We start from the raw sequence: 18,108 nt of genomic DNA on the forward strand, positions 1-18,108 counted from the left end.
AAGTGTTGTCGGCCCCGGCCGATACACGGGATATCCTGTCGTTGTTTTGGGGTGTCCCGAAACCGACCACTTTAACGGGTGAGACCATGGCAAGCATTGAATCCCTGGGCATTGGGTCCGGTCTATTAACATCGGATCTAGTCGATCAAATCATCGCCGCCGAGCGCGAAGCGACCGACCTTCGGTTAGATCGTCGCGAAGCCGAGGTGGAATCGAAGATCACCGCCTATGGTGAAATCCGCAACGTGCTGGGCAATGTTCAGAGTGCGGCCGCCGGTCTTTCCTCGTCGAACCTCATCCAGGGCACCACCGCCACCAGCAGCGACGAAAGCGCGCTGACCGCCACCACCAATTCCACGGCGGACCCGGGCAACTACCGGGTGGCCGTCGACCAGGTGGCCAGTTCCCATACCCTGGCCTCCAAGGCGTACAACTCCGTCAGCGATACCGTCGGTACCGGTACCCTGACGTTCAAGCTCGGCACCACCAGTTATGATAGCGGCACCGGCGATTACACCGGTTTCGAGCAGGATGCCGACTATACACCGGTCAGCATCGATATTACGTCCGAGAACAACACCCTGTCCGGCATTCGCGACTCCATCAATAAAGACGTCGAAGGTGTGACCGCCAGCATCGTCTACGATGGCAGCGGGTATCGTCTGTTGCTGACCAGTGACGAGACGGGCGATTCCAGCAGCATGGAAATCACCGCCAGCGGAGACGCGGGCCTTCAAGGCCTGGCCTACAATGCGGCACAGAACGACCCGGCCTCCAACATGACCGAAACCCAGCGTGGTGAAGACGCCATTCTGCGGGTGAATGGCCTGGAAATCCGCTCAGAGAGCAATCAGGTCGATGAGGTGATCAAGGGCGTTACGCTGAACGCCAACCAGGTGACTGACGGCACCGTCAATCTAAACGTCAGCCGCAACACCGGCAGCGTGGCGGACAAAATGGAAGCCTTTGTCGAAGCCTACAACCAGTTCCGCACCGTTTACGACGAAGTGAACAAATTCGACCCGGAAGAGCAGGTGGCGGGTCTTCTGTTGGGGGATTCCACCCTGCGTTCGGTCTATTCCCAGGTACGCGGCAGTCTGAACGCCATCGTGGAAGGGTTGACCGGGGCCGACTTCCGCAGCCTGACCGACGTCGGCCTGGAGACGGACCAGAACGACGGCTTCAAGCTGACCTTCAATCGCACCGAATTCGAAGCCGCCCTGAACGCCAATGCGGATGCTATGGCGGGCCTGCTGGCCAACCAGCAGACTCCGACGGATAGCCAGATTCGCTACGTCACCCAGAGCGACAAGACCCAGCCCGGCACCTACGACATCAACATCGAGCAGGCGGCCACCCAGGCCACCTGGAGCGGCTTGAGCTCCGATGCCCTGGCGTTCGGGTCCGACCTGGTTATCGGTGGCAGTAACGACGAATTTTCCCTGGAGCTGAACGGCACCAGCCGGACGGTCAATCTGGAGCAGGGCAGTTACAGCACCGGCGACGACCTGGCGTTGATGATCCAGAATTCGGTGAACAGCGCGTTCGAGGGGACCGGCCAGACCGCGACCATCAATTTCGATGCGGCCAATCAATCGCTGTCCATCGTATCGTCCAAGTTCGGGTCGGCATCGACCGTGAACATTTCCGGCGTGGATGCGACCCTGGCGGATACGCTCGGCCTGGCACCGGCCGGCCAGGGGCAGGTCAGTGGTCAGTATTTCAGTAGCTTAAGCGATGCCGGTTTCGGCGCGACCACCTTGCCGGGTACACAGGCGGTCAGTGAAGACCAGGGCATCGATTTCAGTACGAATACGGTCTCCTTCGACATGACCCTGGGCGGAACCGCCGCCGATGGCACCCACACCATTACTTTGGATGAAGACTGGGCCGATGTTCTCGATACCGATGGCAATGTCTCCGTCGACCGGGATCGGGAAGATGTTCTGACCTATATTCAATCGGAATTGAACAACGCCGGCTTGAACGGCGTTGTCAGCGCCGAGTTCAACAGCGCCAACCGACTGGTCTTCTCGACTGATCCGGCGGCTGGCTCCCAGAGCATCACCCTGTCCAACATCAATGCCACGGGTGTCGATTATCTGGGCCTGCAAGCCGGCGGCGGCAATTCAGGCGTGACCCTCTCCAGCGATGCCGAATTCAGTCTGAGCTATTCCAACCGCTTGTCGGATGTGACCTCCGGCACCATCGCGGTGCCGGCGGGCACCTACGAGACCGGCGCGGATTTGGCGGCGGCCATCCAGTCGCAAGTCAATGCCGATGCGGCGGTGGCGGCTGGTGCCGCTGGCGCCACGACGACCAAAGGATCTCGAGACCTCACCAATCCGATCGACTTCACCAGTGATCCAGCCCAATTTCAATTAAATTTAAATGGAAGCGATCATACCGTCGACGTTACAGCGAACGGAGTGGACAATCTGGATAGCATCCAGCAAGCGATTGATGCCGAATTGGGTGCAGGTGTCGTGACTGCGTCGCTGGATTCCGGCGGCTTGGTTCTGACTACGGATGCTACCGGCTCAACCGAACAACTGGAAATCACCAAAGACGGCCTGGGCGCCACAACGGCGGCCGGTTCGGTGGATCTCTCGACGGGTGTCGATTTCAGCGCCAGCCCGGCCAATTTCAGCCTGACCGTTGACGGGGTCGACATCGACGTCACCGTTGACGGTGACGGCACCCAGGGCAGCAATGATGCCGAATCCAACCTGGCGGCGATTCAGCAGGCGCTGGATACCGCCTTGACCTCCGCTGGTGGTGGTGGTGAATTCCAGGCCGGCGACGTCGTTGCCCGGCTGGACGCCGGCAATCAGCTGTATTTCGAGACCCTCTCCAAGAACGGCGTCAAAACCGAATCCACTTTCGGGGCCGATGCCTCGATCGAGTTGAAGAATACCGACGCCAATGCCCAGTCTGTGCTGGGGCTGGCGGACCAGGGGCCGAACATCAACGGTGCCGATGAATTCGGCCTCGCGCTGGGCAGCTACCAGGGCGTCGACGCCGATTCAACGGTCAGCTACGAACAGAACGACGACGGCAACGGCCGCTTCGTGGTCAGCTTCGGTAACGATACTCAGGTCGAGTTCACGGCCGTCAATACCGTGGCCGCCGCTCAACTCGGGTTTGGCCTGCCGACCGGTTCCGAATCCGACCCGGAACGCGGGCAGGATGTCAAAGGCACCATCAACGGCGTCGAAGCCACCGGCAGCGGGCAGTATCTGACCGCCCGCGAAGGCAGCGAAGCGGCGACTAATGGTTACCTGCTGGGCGGCCCGGGCGCTGACTTCACCAGCCCGGTGACCATCGACAACAGCAACGACAACATGACGGTCGTGATCGACGGTACCGAATCCGGCACCATCACCCTGGACGCCGGCGTCTACACCACCGGTGACGCCCTGGCCGCCGAGTTGAAAAAGCAGATCAATGCGGACGCGACCCTGCAGGCCGCTGGCAAATCGGTGGATGTGCAATACGATGAAGACACCAATGTCTTCGGGATCTTCTCGGTAAGTAAGGGCAAGGAATCCACCGTACGGGTGTCCGCCATCGACACCGCCGCCATCGACGTATTCGGCATGACCACCTCCACCCAAGGGGTAGACGGCAAAGAGGCCGAGGGCGAACCGGATCCAGCGGCCGGTCTGATGCTGCGCGTGACCGGCTCCAAAACCGGCGACCGGGGTAGTATTACTCTGGTGGAGGGTATTTTCGCGAAGATGGACAAGACCCTGGATAGCATCCTGGGGTCAAACGGCCTGGTTACTCGTCGCGAAGAAGCGTTGGAAGACAATGCCGACGACATCAAGGAAGACCGCAGTGATCTGGATGCGCGCATTGCGGCGATGGAAGCCCGGCTGAAAAGCAAGTTCCTCTACAACGACAAGATCATCAGTCAACTGAAATCGACCGAGGATTTCCTGACCCAGCAGTTCGAGGCCCTGGCTGCTGCGAACAGTAAGAAATAGCGACAACCAGGACCCACCATAGGCGCCGAGCGCGAGCGCATTACTTGTAGGAGCGCACGCCGTGCGCGACCAACGTGCCAAAAGATGGAAAAGGTCGCGCAGGGGCCTGCGCTCCTACGGGTTTGGCTGGGCGCACAGACGCCCGGCGTACGGACCATGGCTTCTTCATGTAGATCCGCCAAACTTCACATTCGTCTAACATCTCTCATTAATCCGAGTCGAACAATTGACAATTTAACCAAGCGGACAGGAATGCGCCACTTGCCGCCTGTGAAACTGACGTACAATTGACTTCTCAGCCCGATTTTCCCCTCAAATCTCTGAATTTGTTGACCTGTAAATCACTGCCTTTGTATGTTTTTCGAACATTGTATAAACAGGACGTTGTTCATGGATTTAAAACATACAATTGCTGGTTTCGGTCTGGCCTTCTCGTTGGCTTTCTTGACAGCATGCAACTCCAGCGGTGGCGATGGCTCCGGCTCGACCGGTGGTTCTAACTCGTCTTCGGACGACAGTGCTTCGGCCAACCCTGACAATACAACTGGAGATACGCTGGGCCGTGTGGCGGACGGATATCTGGTTGGTGCCACTGTCTGTCTGGATGTAAACGAGTCGTTCACATGCGATATGGGTGAACCCACGACCCTTTCCGAAGACGGTGGCACTTTCGAGCTGGATGCTACAGATGAGCAATTGGCTGAAAGTCGCATCATCGTCGTGGTAGGACCAGACACCATTGACGAAGACACCGGCGAAGCCGTTGGTCGAAGCTACACGTTAACCTCGCCGGTTGAAAACAAGGCGTTCGTCTCTCCTCTGACAACAATGCTCCAAGCCGCCGTCGAGAATGACCCCGGCGCCTCCGTTGCGGAGAAAAAGCGTCAGGTTGCCATGCAATTGGGTTTGGATCCTGACTCCGACTTGTTGTACCAGGACTATGTCATGGAAAGCCCTTCGGATGACGGAATGCGTTCGGCGTACGCGTTGGGGCAATTGACGGCACGGGTTCTCGGTCTGGCCGAAGCCGGGTTCAAGACGACTTATGAAGCAGAAACCGGTTCTGCACCCAGCCCGGCTGCCGCAAGAGCCTTCGGAATGGTGTTGCAGGATGCACTGAACGAGCAATTACCGGCGCTGAGAAACTGGGTGGACAGCAGCGCTCGAACCCTCAGTGAAATCGAGACACAGGCAAGTGCTGTCTACAATGGATTTGAATTCATGAGCGATGCCAAACGCCTTGTTGCGATGGTTCATGCCAGTGAGCATAAGGTTAAGGCGCAGACCAGCCCGGTTAAAGACCTGTTTGAAGTCGGATACGGCACCCTGTCGGGGATGTACATGGACGATTCAAAGTGTTTCTCGGGCGACCTCAACAGAATTAAAATGAATCAGGATGGCTTGGTGGTGGCAACCCACTACGGCTACGATAGAGTTCAGAGCCCCAATCAGAGCACGCGGATTGAAAGTACAATTACTGATTATCCGTATGCCGGAACCACGGTGGGGGACTATTTTGATAAAAATGGCATGGACGAGACCTTCAGCAAAACCTCGTTCGATTACGGGTTTATGGATGACGGTAGCCTCAGGTACACGCGAACGGTATACGACGGTTCGGACCAAGTTATTTACACAGAAACAGAATCCCTCAATCCCCGGTTCTTCAGGCAGGATATTTCCAATACGCCGGTCTATGAGTGGCTGGTGCTCAGTGACGCGCAGCAAGGGTTTATGGATAATTTCAATGCCAGCGGGCTCACTTTTCCGGAAGGTTCCGAAATCTTCTATGTTACTCTGGGTGTTGACGGAGGCCCCGGCTATCAGTGGTTTGAGGGCAGCGAGCTGACTCATGATGCCGATTCAACATTGACGGATCTTGCCTCTCATCAATCTGTTAATTTTACGCTGACATATATGGAAGATGATGCTCCGAAATCGATACAGATCAACTTTAGCCCGGTGCTCGAGGGTGAATACGGTGATGTCAGTGTGCGGGTGAGTGGCGACACCCGGTCTGGCTCGTATCGGTTTGGGCAATATGAGGGAGAGTCTGCTTTTGTGATCGACCCCGCATTCGCTCGATCCGCCGGTCTACCGTTTTATGTGTTCGGTACCGACACGAATACAAGTGATCAGGACGCAAACCCTGCGGTTTGGATGGCCACCGACAAGGCGTACGTAAAAGGTGCTGAAATGCACGCGCTTTATGCGGTCAATTACACAGCCTACGACTATTTATGGCAACAGATTGACCAGCAACGGGCCGATTGCAGTTTATGAAGTAAAACCAGTAGGAGACAAAGTCTGCAGGCGGGGCAGTGCTCGACCGCATTACCTGTAGGAGCCATGGTCCGCACGCGGGGCCGTGCGCGACCAACGTGCCAAAAGGTGGAAAAGGTCGCGCAGGGGCCTGCGCTCCTACGGGTTTGGCTGGGCGCACAGACGCCCCGCGTGCGGACCATGGCTCCTACAGCGTTTGGGTATAGAACTGGTACATGCCCGAAAAGGTTGTGGGTTCTTGTTGTTCGAATTGATGCCAGGCGTCCAGATCTCGCAGTGACGGTGTGTCCGGAGTGAGTTGTTTGAAACGTTGCTGAATGGCTTCGCTCGTTACAAAGCCCAGGAATTCCAACTCGTGGCGATCCAGCAAAGACTTCAGTTGCGGAATGGTGAAGCGGTGTTCCTGCACATGGAACAACAAATCCCGACAGCCACTGGTGGAATAAAAATCCCGGCTGTCGAACAGGGCACTGAAATCGCCTTCCAGTCGTTCGTTCATCAACAAGTTTCGAAAGCGCCGGATGTCTTCACGGTTGGGTTGATAGCCCAGTCGCTCGATCCAGTGTCGGGCGTCGACCACGACCTTCCTGGCCGCTTCACTGTAGAGCGCGATTTTCATCACGCCTTTCGGCAGCAATTGCCCTTTCAGTTTTGCCAGGCCCGCTTCCGGATCGGCCATATGGTGCAACACCCCGGAGCATTCGATCACGTGAAACTGTTGTTCCAGTCGGTCTATATCGAGCAGATCACCTTGCAGAAAACGAACGTTCCGGATGCGATAGCGGTGCGCCATTTTTTGCGCATACGCCAGACTGCGGGCACTCAAGTCGATCGCGGTAACTTCGACATTGCGAAAGTACTTGGCGACGCGCAGGGCATGCCGTCCGGTACCGGCACCGGCGATCAACACCTGCACCGTGCCCATGTTGAAGAATTGAGGCGCGCGGTAGCCCTCCAACTCGGATTCCAGTGCACGGCCGTAATTCGTGGGGCTGTTGTAACCCAAGTGCAGCCAGCGAGGGTAGGGGTTTTCTTCGTACTGTGCCTGAACCTCTATCGATACCGGGTCGGATATCGGCGTGATGGGCTCGATGGTCCGAACCAGATCGTCCTCCATCAATCCGGACAGCAGTGCGTTGCGAACAATGGGTCTGGCCCAGTTGGGCCAATGGTTTAAAGCAATGTTGGCGAGCTTCCTCGCACCCCGGAGTTCGGTCAGGGGCTCGTACATGCCGTAAAGCAGCAGTGCATTCAGGCAGTCGCCCGGCTGCACGGCGGGCTGTTTCAGCACGGTCTCCAGCATGTCCCTGAGGCTATCCACCAGGTCGGACTCGTGTTCGTCGATCGCATAGACATGCTCGTTGTGACAGGCTTGCAACGTGAACGCTCCCGCCAGCTTGATGAGTGCACGGTCGGAGAACTGGCTGGACAGACTGTGCAGCAATACTTGCTTGCGAACCAGTGTCAGGAACGATTCCAGGTAGGACTGTGTGAAATAGAGTTTGTTGAGGGCCAGGTTCAGCAGGGTGTCTTTGGCCAAGTCCTGTAAGTCGATGACGGCGTCTTCGTCATCGAGCCGGTATTTGTGCTTCAAAAGAGAGGCGACCAGTAGTGATAAGCCATCGTGGTCCACGTTCTCCAGCGAGAGCCAGGCGATAACATCCTGCTCCAGCTCTTTCTGATAGTGGTCGGCCTGGATGTGCTGGGCAACCTCGAACAGCTTGGCGCGAACATGAGGGTCTTCGGGATGAACCCGCATAAGTTGCCGGTACCCGTTGAACGCCTGAACGATATTCCCCTGGCGCGCAAAGGTATAGACGAGCGATGTCGCCGCGCGGGTTTCTCCGGGGGCCAGGTCCAGGCTGCGACCGAAACACTGCACGGCTTTGTCGAATTGTCGTTTGGCCAGAGCCACATGCCCCATGGAATACCAGCATCCCGCATCCTCCGGCGCTTGGTCCAGGGCCCGTGACAAATGCTGCTCGGCGGTCTCGTAAAACCCTTCGTCCAGCGCGATGCGGCCAATCAGGTTGAGTGCCGGGACACAATCGGGGGTGGTTTTCAGCATCCGCTGAGCTAATAACCGGGCTTCACCCCGATGCTGCGAGGCATGTTCGGTGGTGACTTGATCGCTCAGGCTCAACTCATATTCACGCCAGGCTTGCTGGTCCAGCGCATCGAGCGACTCGGTCTGTATGGAGTCGCCGGGTTGGTGTCGCAGAACGGTTGAGGGCTGTCTCATGGTGCACCTGTTGGGCTGTCGCCTGCCTTGGGGCGGTCATTTTTTAGCCGCTTTTCGCCGCCGGGGCGGCAAGGGGCTTCCGCTTTTAGGGCCGATTAATGGGAATTGGCCGTTTGGGGTGGGGTATCGCAATTGGTGTGCCAGGGGGAGGGTTGTCGCGCACGGCGTGCGCTCCCACGATGCTGGCGGAATGGTTGTTGTCGCGCACGGCGTGCGCTCCTACGGGGGCAATCGGTAAGAGCGCACGCCGTGCGCGACCCTTATTTTTTGTAAAAACCCCTCAATTTTCCCGGCAGGTCGCCGTTAACTGAATTATCCTTTCCAGGTTCCTACCAGGTGACCGGGAGATGGCTATGGCAAACACTACCAGTGGTCAACGAGGTGAATTTATGTACGCTCAGGGGATCAAGCAGTACCAGTCGGTCAGCACGGAAACCTCCATCATGGACGCCGACCCCCACAAGCTCATCCAATTGCTGTTCGAAGGCGCCCTGGCGCGCATCTCGACGGCCAAAGGGCATATGGAGCGCAAGGAATACGACCGTAAGAGCAAGATGATCAATTCGGCCATCGACATCATCGGCGGTCTGCAGGACAGCCTGAACATGGAGACCGGCGACCTGGCGATGAACCTTGAACGCCTCTACGATTACATGATTCGCCGCCTGTTCGAAGCCAACGCACGCAACGACCAGACCATTCTGGATGAGGTGAGCGGATTGCTTAGCCAGATCAAAACCGCCTGGGACGACATCCGCGAACAGGCGTTGGCGGAATCGACCCCGGAGGCGCGCTGATGGATTGGGCGCGCGAAGAGCAGTTATTGGCTGAGCGCGCTCAGTCACTGATCGAAGAGGGTGTTCAACTGCAGTCCATGGAGAGCCTGGAGCAACTTGAGCACTGGGACGACTCCGTCAACACCTTTCTGGAACGACTGAACAACGACCTCAACACTGGTCGCTTCGCCAGCCGACGGCTGAAACGCCGTCTCGACCAGTTGATCCACCTATACACTCAGGTGTTGTCCGCCATAGCCGAGTTGGAAGCCGACAAGGCAGCCCATACGGCCGAGTTGAAAGAGGCTCGCTGGGCGATCAACGGTTGATCGACCCAGTTTCCGAGGTTTTCCCGTCCAGTTCCCGCCTGTTCCCGTCATTTGCTTTCCGCTTTTTGTAACAAACTGTGTCGATGTTCACGGCAAAATTCCTCGAAATGTGGTAAGCGACTGAAAAACAAGGCATTATCGCATTCCTGACGCACTTTTTTCCGAAAGAGTCATCGGTTTGACAGGGTGGCTTCGTACGTCTTTACTTTGTAAAGGCCAGTCAATTTGCTGACGGGTGCACACGGCGCCTGTGACAGCCATCCCGAATTTTTGTGAGGAAATGTACGCAATGTGGCGTGAGATCAAGCTCCTGTTGATTGAAGACGATGAGCAACGTCGTCGTGAATTCAAGGTCATTCTCGATTTTCTGGGCGAAGTCAGCGTTAATTTGTCCAGTACCGACTGGCGATCACAGGCGGAGCAGGAAGTGGAGAGCCCCGGAGAGCTGGTGGCTGTGCTGATCGGCAACACAGAACCCTCGCTGGCGCGGATGGTGCAATCGGTGGTCGACTGGGACGAGGGGCTACCCATCATCCTGCTCGACGAACACCCCGATGCGGAACTGCTCGACGACGAGTTCCGTCGTCAGATCATCGCCAAACTGGCGCTGCCGCTCACCTACAACAAGCTGCTCGATACGCTTCACCGCGCCCAGATGTACCGCGAGCAGTTTGATCTCACCCGCGGTCGTGGCCAGCGTCGCGAAGTGAACCTCTTCCGGTCGCTGGTGGGCAGCAGCCGGGGTGTACAGCAAGTGCGCGAGATGATGACTCAGGTGGCGGACAAAGAAGTCACCGTATTGATCCAGGGGGAGAGCGGCACCGGTAAAGAGGTGGTCGCCCGAAACCTGCATTACAACTCGCACCGACGCCACAAGCCGTTTGTGCCGGTCAATTGCGGTGCCATTCCGGGTGAGTTGATCGAGAGTGAACTGTTCGGGCACGAGAAGGGCGCCTTCACCGGGGCGATCACCGCCCGGGCGGGACGATTCGAGATGGCCGAAGGCGGCACGCTGTTTCTGGACGAGATCGGCGATCTACCGCTGGCCATGCAGGTCAAGTTGTTGCGGGTTTTACAGGAGCGGACGTTTGAGCGGGTCGGTGGCAACAAGACCTTTACCTGCGACCTCCGCGTCATCGCCGCCACTCACCGCAACCTGGAGCAGATGATCGAAGACGGCACCTTCCGGGAAGATCTCTACTATCGCCTCAATGTATTTCCCATTGAAATGCCACCGCTGCGCGAGCGCGCCGAGGATATCCCGCTGTTGCTGAATGAATTGATCGCCCGGCTCGAGAACGAGAAACGCGGCTCGATCCGGTTCAACTCGGGGGCCATCATGTCCCTGGTGCGACACGACTGGCCGGGCAATGTTCGGGAAATGGCCAATCTGGTCGAGCGTTTGGCGATCATGCATCCCTACGGCGTGATCGGCGTACAGGAACTGCCGCTGAAGTATCGTCATGTCGATGACGACGATGAAAGCCTGATGCCGACTCAGGTGCCGTCCATGCCGATGCAGGACAACATGCCCGCCTTCCCGCAGGATCAGCAGGCGCTGTTGCCGGTGAACGGCCTGGATTTGAAGGAATATCTGACCGACCTGGAAAAAAGCCTGATCCAGCAGGCGTTGGATGATGCCCAGGGCGTGGTGGCCCGCGCGGCGGAAAAACTGCACATCCGCCGGACGACGCTTGTCGAGAAAATGCGCAAGTACAAAATCAACAAGCGCGAAGCCGTTAGCTGACGGTGGGGTGGCTTGTTTGTTGGATTACGCTGCGCTAATCCAACCTACAGGATGTCGGCACCCTTCAAGTAGGTTGGATTAGCTCCGAAGGAGCGTAATCCAACAAATATACCCTACCTACCCGTCGACTCTTCCACCTGGCATCCCTCTTGCAAATCCTCCCCAAAGTGCCAATAAATGGTCAGTGGGAGTCTGAATGGCGGCGCCGAAATTTGACAGTCTGGTTCCGACCGATACACCCGGGAACGTGTCCGATCGATCCCTGGAGGATCTCCAGCAAGCGTTTCACACCTTCAGTCAGGTGTCCGAACAGCTGACGGAAAGTTACCAGATGCTGGAAAGCCGAGTGCTGGAACTCAGTGGCGAATTGGCCACGGTCAGTGAACAGCGCATGCGGGAGTTGTCGGAGAAGGAGCGGCTGGCGGACCAGTTGGAAAGTCTGTTGAACCTGTTGCCGGCGGGTGTCGTGGTAGTCGACAACACCGGTATTATCCGGCGCGTGAACCCGGCGGCGCAGTCGCTGCTCGGCAGCGAGGCGATACCGGATCTGGTCGGTGAAGCCTGGGTGCGCATCATTCGTCATGCCTTCAAGCCACGTCAGAATGACGGCCATGAAATCTCCCTGGTCGATGGCCGCCTGGTCAGCATTGAAACCTGCGCCCTGGATAACGCGGGTCAACTGATCCTGCTCTCCGATCAGACCGAAACCCGGGCTCTGCAAGCTCAGCTGTCGCGTCATGAACGCCTGACCGCCATGGGACGCATGGTCGCATCGCTGGCGCATCAAATACGTACACCGCTATCGGCGGCGATGCTGTATGCCTCCAACCTGAAAAACCCCAAAGTCAGCCAGCCGGTTCGCGAGCAGTTCGTCGATAAGCTGATCGGCCGCCTGCATCACCTCGAACAGCAGGTGCAGGACATGCTGATTTTCGTTAAGGGCGAGTGCAAGCTCATCCACCGCATGACGGTCCCGGATTTGTATCAGGCGATGGCGGATAATCTGTCGCTGAAACTGCAGCAATTTCCGGACAGCGTCGAGTGGGTTGATAACAGCGAGGGCGGTGAAATCCAGTGCCAACAGGATGCCCTGATCAGCGCTCTGTGCAATCTGGTCAACAATGCCTTCGAAGCGATTCCGGTGGAGCCGCGGATTCGCATTGAAGCCGCTCGTGAGGGCAGCCAACTTCGGCTGGACGTGTCCGACAACGGCCCCGGTATGGATGAGGCTACTTTACGTCAGATTCAGGAACCGTTTTTCACCACCAAGAGTCATGGTACCGGCCTGGGTATTCCGGTCGTCATGGCCATAGTCCGAGCCCACCAGGGCGAATTCCAAATCGACAGTCGGCCCGGTCATGGGACGACGATAAGATTGATGCTGCCCCTCAGGGGCTGATCCCGGCATGAGGAGACAAGCATGCGTGTATTGATAGTTGAAGATGATGCCAGCCTGCGTGAAGCGGTGGCCGACACCCTGAAGCTGTCCGATTTCAGCGTCATCGAAGCCGATTGCGGCGAAGCCGCCGTCGCCCGTCTGGCCGACACCCCGGTGGATTTCATCGTCAGCGACGTCAACATGCCCGGCATGGACGGACATGAATTGCTGGACTATGTCCGCGTCCACAAACCGCAGATTCCCATCTTGCTGGTTACCGCCTACGCCGCCGTCGACAAGGCCGTATCCGCCATGCAGAACGGTGCTGTTGATTACCTGGTCAAGCCGTTCGAGCCGTATCAGTTGATTGAATTGATCGAACAACATGGTCAACCCCGGGTCGCCGATCAGGATGAACCGATTGCCGTTGAGCCGGCCAGCCAGCAAGTGTTGCAATTGGCGCGCAAGGTCGCAATGACCGACAGTACGATTCTCATCAGTGGCGAAAGCGGTACCGGTAAGGAGGTTCTGGCGCGCTACATTCACCAGAGTTCAGTCCGGGCCGGTGAGCCTTTCGTGGCCATCAACTGTGCCGCCATTCCGGAAAACATGCTCGAAGCAACCCTGTTTGGTCACGAGAAGGGCGCCTTCACCGGGGCCGTTCAAAGCCAGCCCGGCAAATTCGAACAGGCCAATGGCGGCACGATTTTGCTGGATGAGATTTCCGAAATGGATCTCGGGTTGCAGGCAAAACTGCTGCGGGTGTTGCAGGAACGTGAGGTGGAGCGCATCGGCGGGCGCAAAACCATCACGCTGGACGTTCGAGTACTGGCCACCACCAATCGCGATTTGCTCAGCGAAGTACGCGAAGGTCGTTTCCGCGAAGATTTGTATTACCGCCTCAATGTTTTCCCGTTGCAATGGCAGCCGTTGCGTCATCGCCCCGGCGATCTGATTCCGCTTGCCAATCATCTGCTGGCGAAACACGCCACCAAGATGCACAAGAGCGGTGTCAGCCTTGATGAGTCCGCACGCGAACGTATTTTGAGTTACGGCTGGCCGGGCAACATCCGCGAGCTGGACAATGCGTTGCAGCGGGCGTTGATTCTGCAAAGCGGGCAGCGTGTCACCGCTCAGGATCTTGGTCTGGAAGGCGAGCATCTGATCGACTTCGAATCCCGCCGACCGGCTCCGGCCTCTCAGCCGATGATCAATGTCGAGGAACCGGCCGAGCTGGATGAAGCAGAGTCTGAGGCTAACGATGGCATTCATCGTGATCTCAAGCACCGGGAATTCGAGCTCATCCTGAATGCCTTGCGGGTCACTCAGGGCCGCAAAAATAAAGCCGCCGAAAAGCTCGGTATCAGTGCCCGAACCTTGCGTTACAAACTCGCCCGCATGCGGGAGATGGGGATGGATGTCGACGGAGCGATCGCGGGGATTCGTTAGGTCCGTGGTTGGTTTTGGATGTGGCACGGTAGTATGTGATGCCGGGAATTCGCCCCTGAGGCAGGGGTAGCCCCGCCAGGGGTCGCTGTGTATACCTCCCTGTAAGCTTGACCGCAGGATATGAATCCCATCCATGGGATTCACCCTTCGGGCTCGCTGCGCTCGTGCAAAAACGCTCCGGGCGTTTTAGTCCCTGCTGCGGACATCCCCTTGCGGGGCTACCCCCACCTCAGGCGCTCAGCTCGGTAATTGAATAACCATTAAATCCTTGTAGGGCAGAAGAGCCCGAAGGGCGTTATCTGCCAGGTGGGCGAAGCCCACTTTCACCCATCCTCATATGCTATTCCACAAACACGTAACAAACCTCAAAAACAAACCACCCCCACCGGCCAAACCTTACCACCGGCAAACATTGGCCCATCATTTGCTCAGTAACCCTCAACAAGAGGGGAATTCCGACCCAGGCGCCGATTTCTTGTCGCTCCAGCTTCGGAAACCGCCCCGACGAACTGAATCAAGCGGAAATTTTGACACTCGTCACATAAGACGAGCGATCAAGGGGAGAAGATCATGGCCGACCGTCTCGACATCCAAAACGTGCTGGGTCAGATGCGGAACATCCGTGAGCAGATGCAGACCAACCAACCCGGCGCTCCCTCCGGCAACGTCAATAATATCAATCAGCCGGGTCAGGTTAACGGATCGAATTTCGCGCAGCAGATTCAACAGGCGCGGGAGTCGGTTCAGGGCACCGATCCATCGCGGGAGACTCAAAGCGTTCAGTCTCCCGGTAACGTGAATGAAATGCAGAACACACCGCCGAATCAGGAAGTCCCTTCCTTTGGCGATATGTTCGAATCGGCTTTCAACACCGTGAACGAGAATCAGCAGGCGGCCAGTGAATTGGCTACTCGCTATGAGATGGGTGACCCAAAGGTGGATTTACCCGAGGTGATGATCGCACTGCAGAAATCCAGTGTCTCCTTTCAGGCCATGACCCAGGTTCGCAACAAGATGGTCGAGGCTTATAAAGAAATCATGAACATGCCGATATGATCGGCCGTCGCGCTGAACGGGATACCGCATGACTGAAAACGTACCCGCCGCCACGGGCCAGGGCCAGGGCGGCGCCGCCGGACAAAGAGGTTCATCGTTACCGTCGACCGAACGGGAAGGGCGCGATGTCGCCGCGACCGAACGGGCGGATATGGTGGAAAAAGAAGAGAGCGGGTTGAGCCGTTTGCACCCACTGACGGTCGGCTTCAACAAGCTGACCATGATGCGTCAGTTCGGTTTGTTGATCGGGCTGGCGGCCAGTATCGCGCTCGGTTTGGCTGTGGTGCTCTGGTCGCAAAAAGAAACCTATCGTCCGTTGATGAACAGTGCGAATTCCTATAGCGCCAACGAGGTGATCGAGGTATTGCAGGCCAATCGCATCGATTTCGACATCGATCCGGCCAGCGGTGTGGTACTGGTTCGGCAAAGCGACCTGCACCAGGCCCGGCTGGCGATTGCCGGGGCCGGTTTGTCCGACGATCAGACCGTCGGTTATGAACTGCTCGATCAGGACCAGCCGCTGGGGACGTCCCAGTTCATGGAGAACGCCCGCTATTTGCGCAGTCTCGAAGGGGAGCTGGCGCGTACGGTGTCGTCGGTGAATCAGGTGCGGACGGCTCGGGTGCATCTGGCGATTCCGGAGCGGTCCGTCTTTGTTCGCGATCGTCGCGAACCGGGTGCCTCGGTGTTCGTCGATTTGTTTGCCGGCGCGGAGATGGATCCGGATTCCGTCAAGGCCATTCGCAATCTGGTGGCGTCGTCCATTCCCGAATTGTCGCCGGAGAATGTGTCGATCGTCGATCAGCGTGGACGTTTACTGTCCGACCAGACGGAAAACCCCGAAGAGGAACTGACCAATCGCCAGTTTGAATACACGCAACGTGTCGAGCAAAACCTGGTTAATCGCATCAATTCCATTCTGAGTCCGGTGGTCGGTACGGATAACTTCCGCGCCGAGGTGTCGGCGGATGTTGATTTCACCAAGGTCGAACAGGCCGAAGAACTCTACAATCCGGACCTGATTGCCCTGCGCAGCGAACAGACGATCAACGAAGAGCGCGTCGGTGAAGCCGAAGGCGGTGTTCCGGGGGCGTTGACCAATCAACCGCCGGGTGCCGCGGAAGCACCGGAAGAAGCGGCTGCAGAGGGCGGTCAGCAAAACCAGCCGCCGACGACGTCCCGTAGTGAGGCGACGCGCAATTACGAGGTTGACCGAACGCTCAGTTACACTCAGTTCCAACAAGGCCGTTTGCGCCGCCTGACCGTGGCCGTCGTGGTCGACAACCTGTCGCAAACGAACCCGGAAACCGGCGAGGTGGAAACCGAAGAGTGGTCCGAAGAAGACTTGCAGCGCATGCGCTTGCTGGTGCAGGACGCCGTCGGCTACGATCCCAGTCGGGGGGACAGCATCAACGTTGTCAACTCTACGTTCCGCGCGGACGACGCGCCGATGGAAGAGCCGGCCTGGTACACCCAGCCCTGGTTCTGGAACATCGCCAAACAAATCCTGGCCGGACTTTTTGTACTAGTATTGGTGTTTGGAGTCCTGCGTCCGGCTTTGCGCAACCTGTTGAGCCGAGGCGCCGAAGAGCAGGAATCGGAGGAAGATGCCTTGGCCTCGCTGGATGTCGATGAAGACGCCATCACCGATGACAAAGTGACCCTGAGTACCGTGGAGGAATACCAGCTGCCCGGACCGTCCGAGAGTTTCGAACGCCAGTTGGATGCCCTGCGCGGCCTGATCGCTGAAGACCCGGGCCGGGTGGCCCTGGTCCTCAAACGCTGGGTGATGAGTAATGACTGAACAGAATCGCAACCTGCCCATGCCTCAGGACGTGGAAGGCGCCGAACGCGCGCTTGACGGTATATCCTGGGTCAATCGCGCCGCCATATTGCTGATGAGCGTCGGTGAGGCGGATGCCGCCGAGGTGCTCAAACACCTGGGGCCGAAAGAAGTCCAGCGCGTCGGTACCGCCATGTCGGGTCTGGCCGAAGTCCGTCAGGACCAGTTGGAAGGCGCCGTGCGCCTTTTCCTCGAAGAGGTCGGTGGCCAAACCAGTCTGGGTATCGGCGCCAGCGACTACATTCGCAACATGCTGACGCAGGCCCTGGGGGCGGACAAGGCCACTGGCCTGATCGACCGCATTCTGCTCGGCGGCAACACCACGGGTCTCGATACCCTCAAGTGGATGGAGCCGCGCGCTGTGGCGGACATCATTCGCAACGAACACCCCCAGATCCAGGCCATCGTGATCGCCTATCTGGATCCGGACCAGTCGTCCGAAATCCTGGCCCAGTTCACGGAAAAGGTTCGGCTGGACATCATCATGCGGGTGGCTGCGCTCGAAACCGTGCAGCCGGCCGCCCTGTCGGAGTTGAATTCCATCTTGGAAAAACAATTCTCCTCAAGCGCCGGCGCTCAGTCGCAGTCGCTGGGCGGCGTGAAGACGGCCGCCGAAATCATGAACTTCCTCGAATCCGGCGTCGAAGCGGAAATCATGGACGGCATCAAGGAGGTCGACGAAGACCTGGCCTCCGAGATCGCCGACCTCATGTTCGTGTTCGACAACCTGGCCGATATCGACGATCGCGGCATTCAGACCCTGCTGCGCGAAGTGCCGACCGATACACTCAAGGTGGCGTTGCGCGGCTCGGATCCGGCGGTTCAGGAAAAGATCCTGGGCAACATGTCGAAGCGGGCGTCCGAAATCCTCAAGGACGATATGGAAGCCATGGGCCCGGTGCGCATCACCGACGTGGAAATGGCACAGAAAGAGATTCTCAACATCGCCCGGCGCATGGCCGATGTCGGCGAGATCGTGTTGGGCGGTTCCGCCGGCGACGCCATGGTTTAGCCGG

The 18,108-nt window shown here is 57.8% G+C and carries 11 protein-coding genes; 10 read left to right on the forward strand and 1 reads right to left on the reverse strand.

What is annotated here, in order from left to right:
* The first annotated feature begins 86 nt into the window (after positions 1–86).
* Positions 87–3,989 (forward strand): flagellar filament capping protein FliD, encoded by a 3,903-nt coding sequence (gene fliD / locus IE111_RS08530; RefSeq protein ID WP_189608148.1) that lies wholly within the window; start codon positions 87–89, stop codon positions 3,987–3,989.
* Between the two features lie 390 nt (positions 3,990–4,379).
* The gene (locus tag IE111_RS08535) at positions 4,380–6,272 is read left to right on the forward strand and encodes a hypothetical protein (protein WP_189608149.1); all 1,893 of its coding nucleotides are present in this window, start codon (positions 4,380–4,382) and stop codon (positions 6,270–6,272) included.
* Positions 6,273–6,459: 187 nt separating this feature from the next.
* Here the strand turns inward: IE111_RS08535 and IE111_RS08540 are convergent, their stop codons facing one another.
* Positions 6,460–8,514, reverse strand: a complete 2,055-nt coding sequence (locus IE111_RS08540) for a class I SAM-dependent methyltransferase (protein WP_189608150.1) — start codon at positions 8,512–8,514, stop codon at positions 6,460–6,462.
* Between the two features lie 353 nt (positions 8,515–8,867).
* Here IE111_RS08540 and fliS point away from each other — a divergent pair, with 353 nt between their 5' ends.
* The 8 genes from fliS to fliG all read left to right on the forward strand — a co-directional run bounded on the left by fliS (position 8,868) and on the right by fliG (position 18,104).
* Complete coding sequence (fliS, locus tag IE111_RS08545; RefSeq protein WP_229805292.1) at positions 8,868–9,311, forward strand: flagellar export chaperone FliS; 444 nt, start codon at positions 8,868–8,870, stop codon at positions 9,309–9,311.
* Positions 9,311–9,619 carry a hypothetical protein gene (locus tag IE111_RS08550; RefSeq protein ID WP_189608151.1) on the forward strand — a complete coding sequence of 103 codons (309 nt, stop codon included), beginning with the start codon at positions 9,311–9,313 and terminating at the stop codon, positions 9,617–9,619. The genes fliS and IE111_RS08550 overlap by 1 nt, the downstream gene beginning before the upstream one ends.
* Positions 9,620–9,908: 289 nt before the next feature.
* A complete protein-coding gene (locus tag IE111_RS08555; RefSeq protein WP_189608152.1) occupies positions 9,909–11,366 on the forward strand; it encodes a sigma-54 dependent transcriptional regulator in 1,458 nt (485 codons plus the stop codon).
* Positions 11,367–11,562: 196 nt separating this feature from the next.
* The gene (locus tag IE111_RS08560; RefSeq protein ID WP_189608153.1) at positions 11,563–12,765 is read left to right on the forward strand and encodes a sensor histidine kinase; all 1,203 of its coding nucleotides are present in this window, start codon (positions 11,563–11,565) and stop codon (positions 12,763–12,765) included.
* A 21-nt stretch (positions 12,766–12,786) separates the two neighbouring features.
* Positions 12,787–14,193, forward strand: a complete 1,407-nt coding sequence (locus IE111_RS08565; RefSeq protein WP_189608154.1) for a sigma-54-dependent transcriptional regulator — start codon at positions 12,787–12,789, stop codon at positions 14,191–14,193.
* A 570-nt stretch (positions 14,194–14,763) separates the two neighbouring features.
* Positions 14,764–15,249 carry a flagellar hook-basal body complex protein FliE gene (gene fliE, locus IE111_RS08570; protein ID WP_189608155.1) on the forward strand — a complete coding sequence of 162 codons (486 nt, stop codon included), beginning with the start codon at positions 14,764–14,766 and terminating at the stop codon, positions 15,247–15,249.
* A 28-nt stretch (positions 15,250–15,277) separates the two neighbouring features.
* Positions 15,278–17,053 carry a flagellar basal-body MS-ring/collar protein FliF gene (fliF, locus tag IE111_RS08575; RefSeq protein ID WP_229805293.1) on the forward strand — a complete coding sequence of 592 codons (1,776 nt, stop codon included), beginning with the start codon at positions 15,278–15,280 and terminating at the stop codon, positions 17,051–17,053.
* A gap of 19 nt (positions 17,054–17,072) precedes the next feature.
* Complete coding sequence (gene fliG / locus IE111_RS08580; protein WP_189608515.1) at positions 17,073–18,104, forward strand: flagellar motor switch protein FliG; 1,032 nt, start codon at positions 17,073–17,075, stop codon at positions 18,102–18,104.
* The last annotated feature ends 4 nt before the right edge of the window (positions 18,105–18,108 follow it).

The sequence above is a fragment of the Saccharospirillum salsuginis genome (genome assembly GCF_014651855.1).
Taxonomy (GTDB): Bacteria; Pseudomonadota; Gammaproteobacteria; order Pseudomonadales; family Natronospirillaceae; genus Saccharospirillum; species Saccharospirillum salsuginis.

Bases quoted from the DNA above. Each gene is read 5' to 3' on its own strand.
- IE111_RS08565 (WP_189608154.1), top strand. From the start codon at position 12,787: ATGCGTGTATTGATAGTTGAAGATGATGCCAGCCTGCGTGAAGCGGTG.
- fliS (WP_229805292.1), top strand. From the start codon at position 8,868: ATGGCAAACACTACCAGTGGTCAACGAGGTGAATTTATGTACGCTCAG.
- IE111_RS08555 (WP_189608152.1), top strand. From the start codon at position 9,909: ATGTGGCGTGAGATCAAGCTCCTGTTGATTGAAGACGATGAGCAACGT.
- fliF (WP_229805293.1), top strand. From the start codon at position 15,278: ATGACTGAAAACGTACCCGCCGCCACGGGCCAGGGCCAGGGCGGCGCC.
- IE111_RS08560 (WP_189608153.1), top strand. From the start codon at position 11,563: ATGGCGGCGCCGAAATTTGACAGTCTGGTTCCGACCGATACACCCGGG.
- IE111_RS08550 (WP_189608151.1), top strand. From the start codon at position 9,311: ATGGATTGGGCGCGCGAAGAGCAGTTATTGGCTGAGCGCGCTCAGTCA.
- IE111_RS08540 (WP_189608150.1), bottom strand. From the start codon at position 8,514: ATGAGACAGCCCTCAACCGTTCTGCGACACCAACCCGGCGACTCCATA.
- fliE (WP_189608155.1), top strand. From the start codon at position 14,764: ATGGCCGACCGTCTCGACATCCAAAACGTGCTGGGTCAGATGCGGAAC.
- fliG (WP_189608515.1), top strand. From the start codon at position 17,073: ATGCCTCAGGACGTGGAAGGCGCCGAACGCGCGCTTGACGGTATATCC.
- IE111_RS08535 (WP_189608149.1), top strand. From the start codon at position 4,380: ATGGATTTAAAACATACAATTGCTGGTTTCGGTCTGGCCTTCTCGTTG.
- fliD (WP_189608148.1), top strand. From the start codon at position 87: ATGGCAAGCATTGAATCCCTGGGCATTGGGTCCGGTCTATTAACATCG.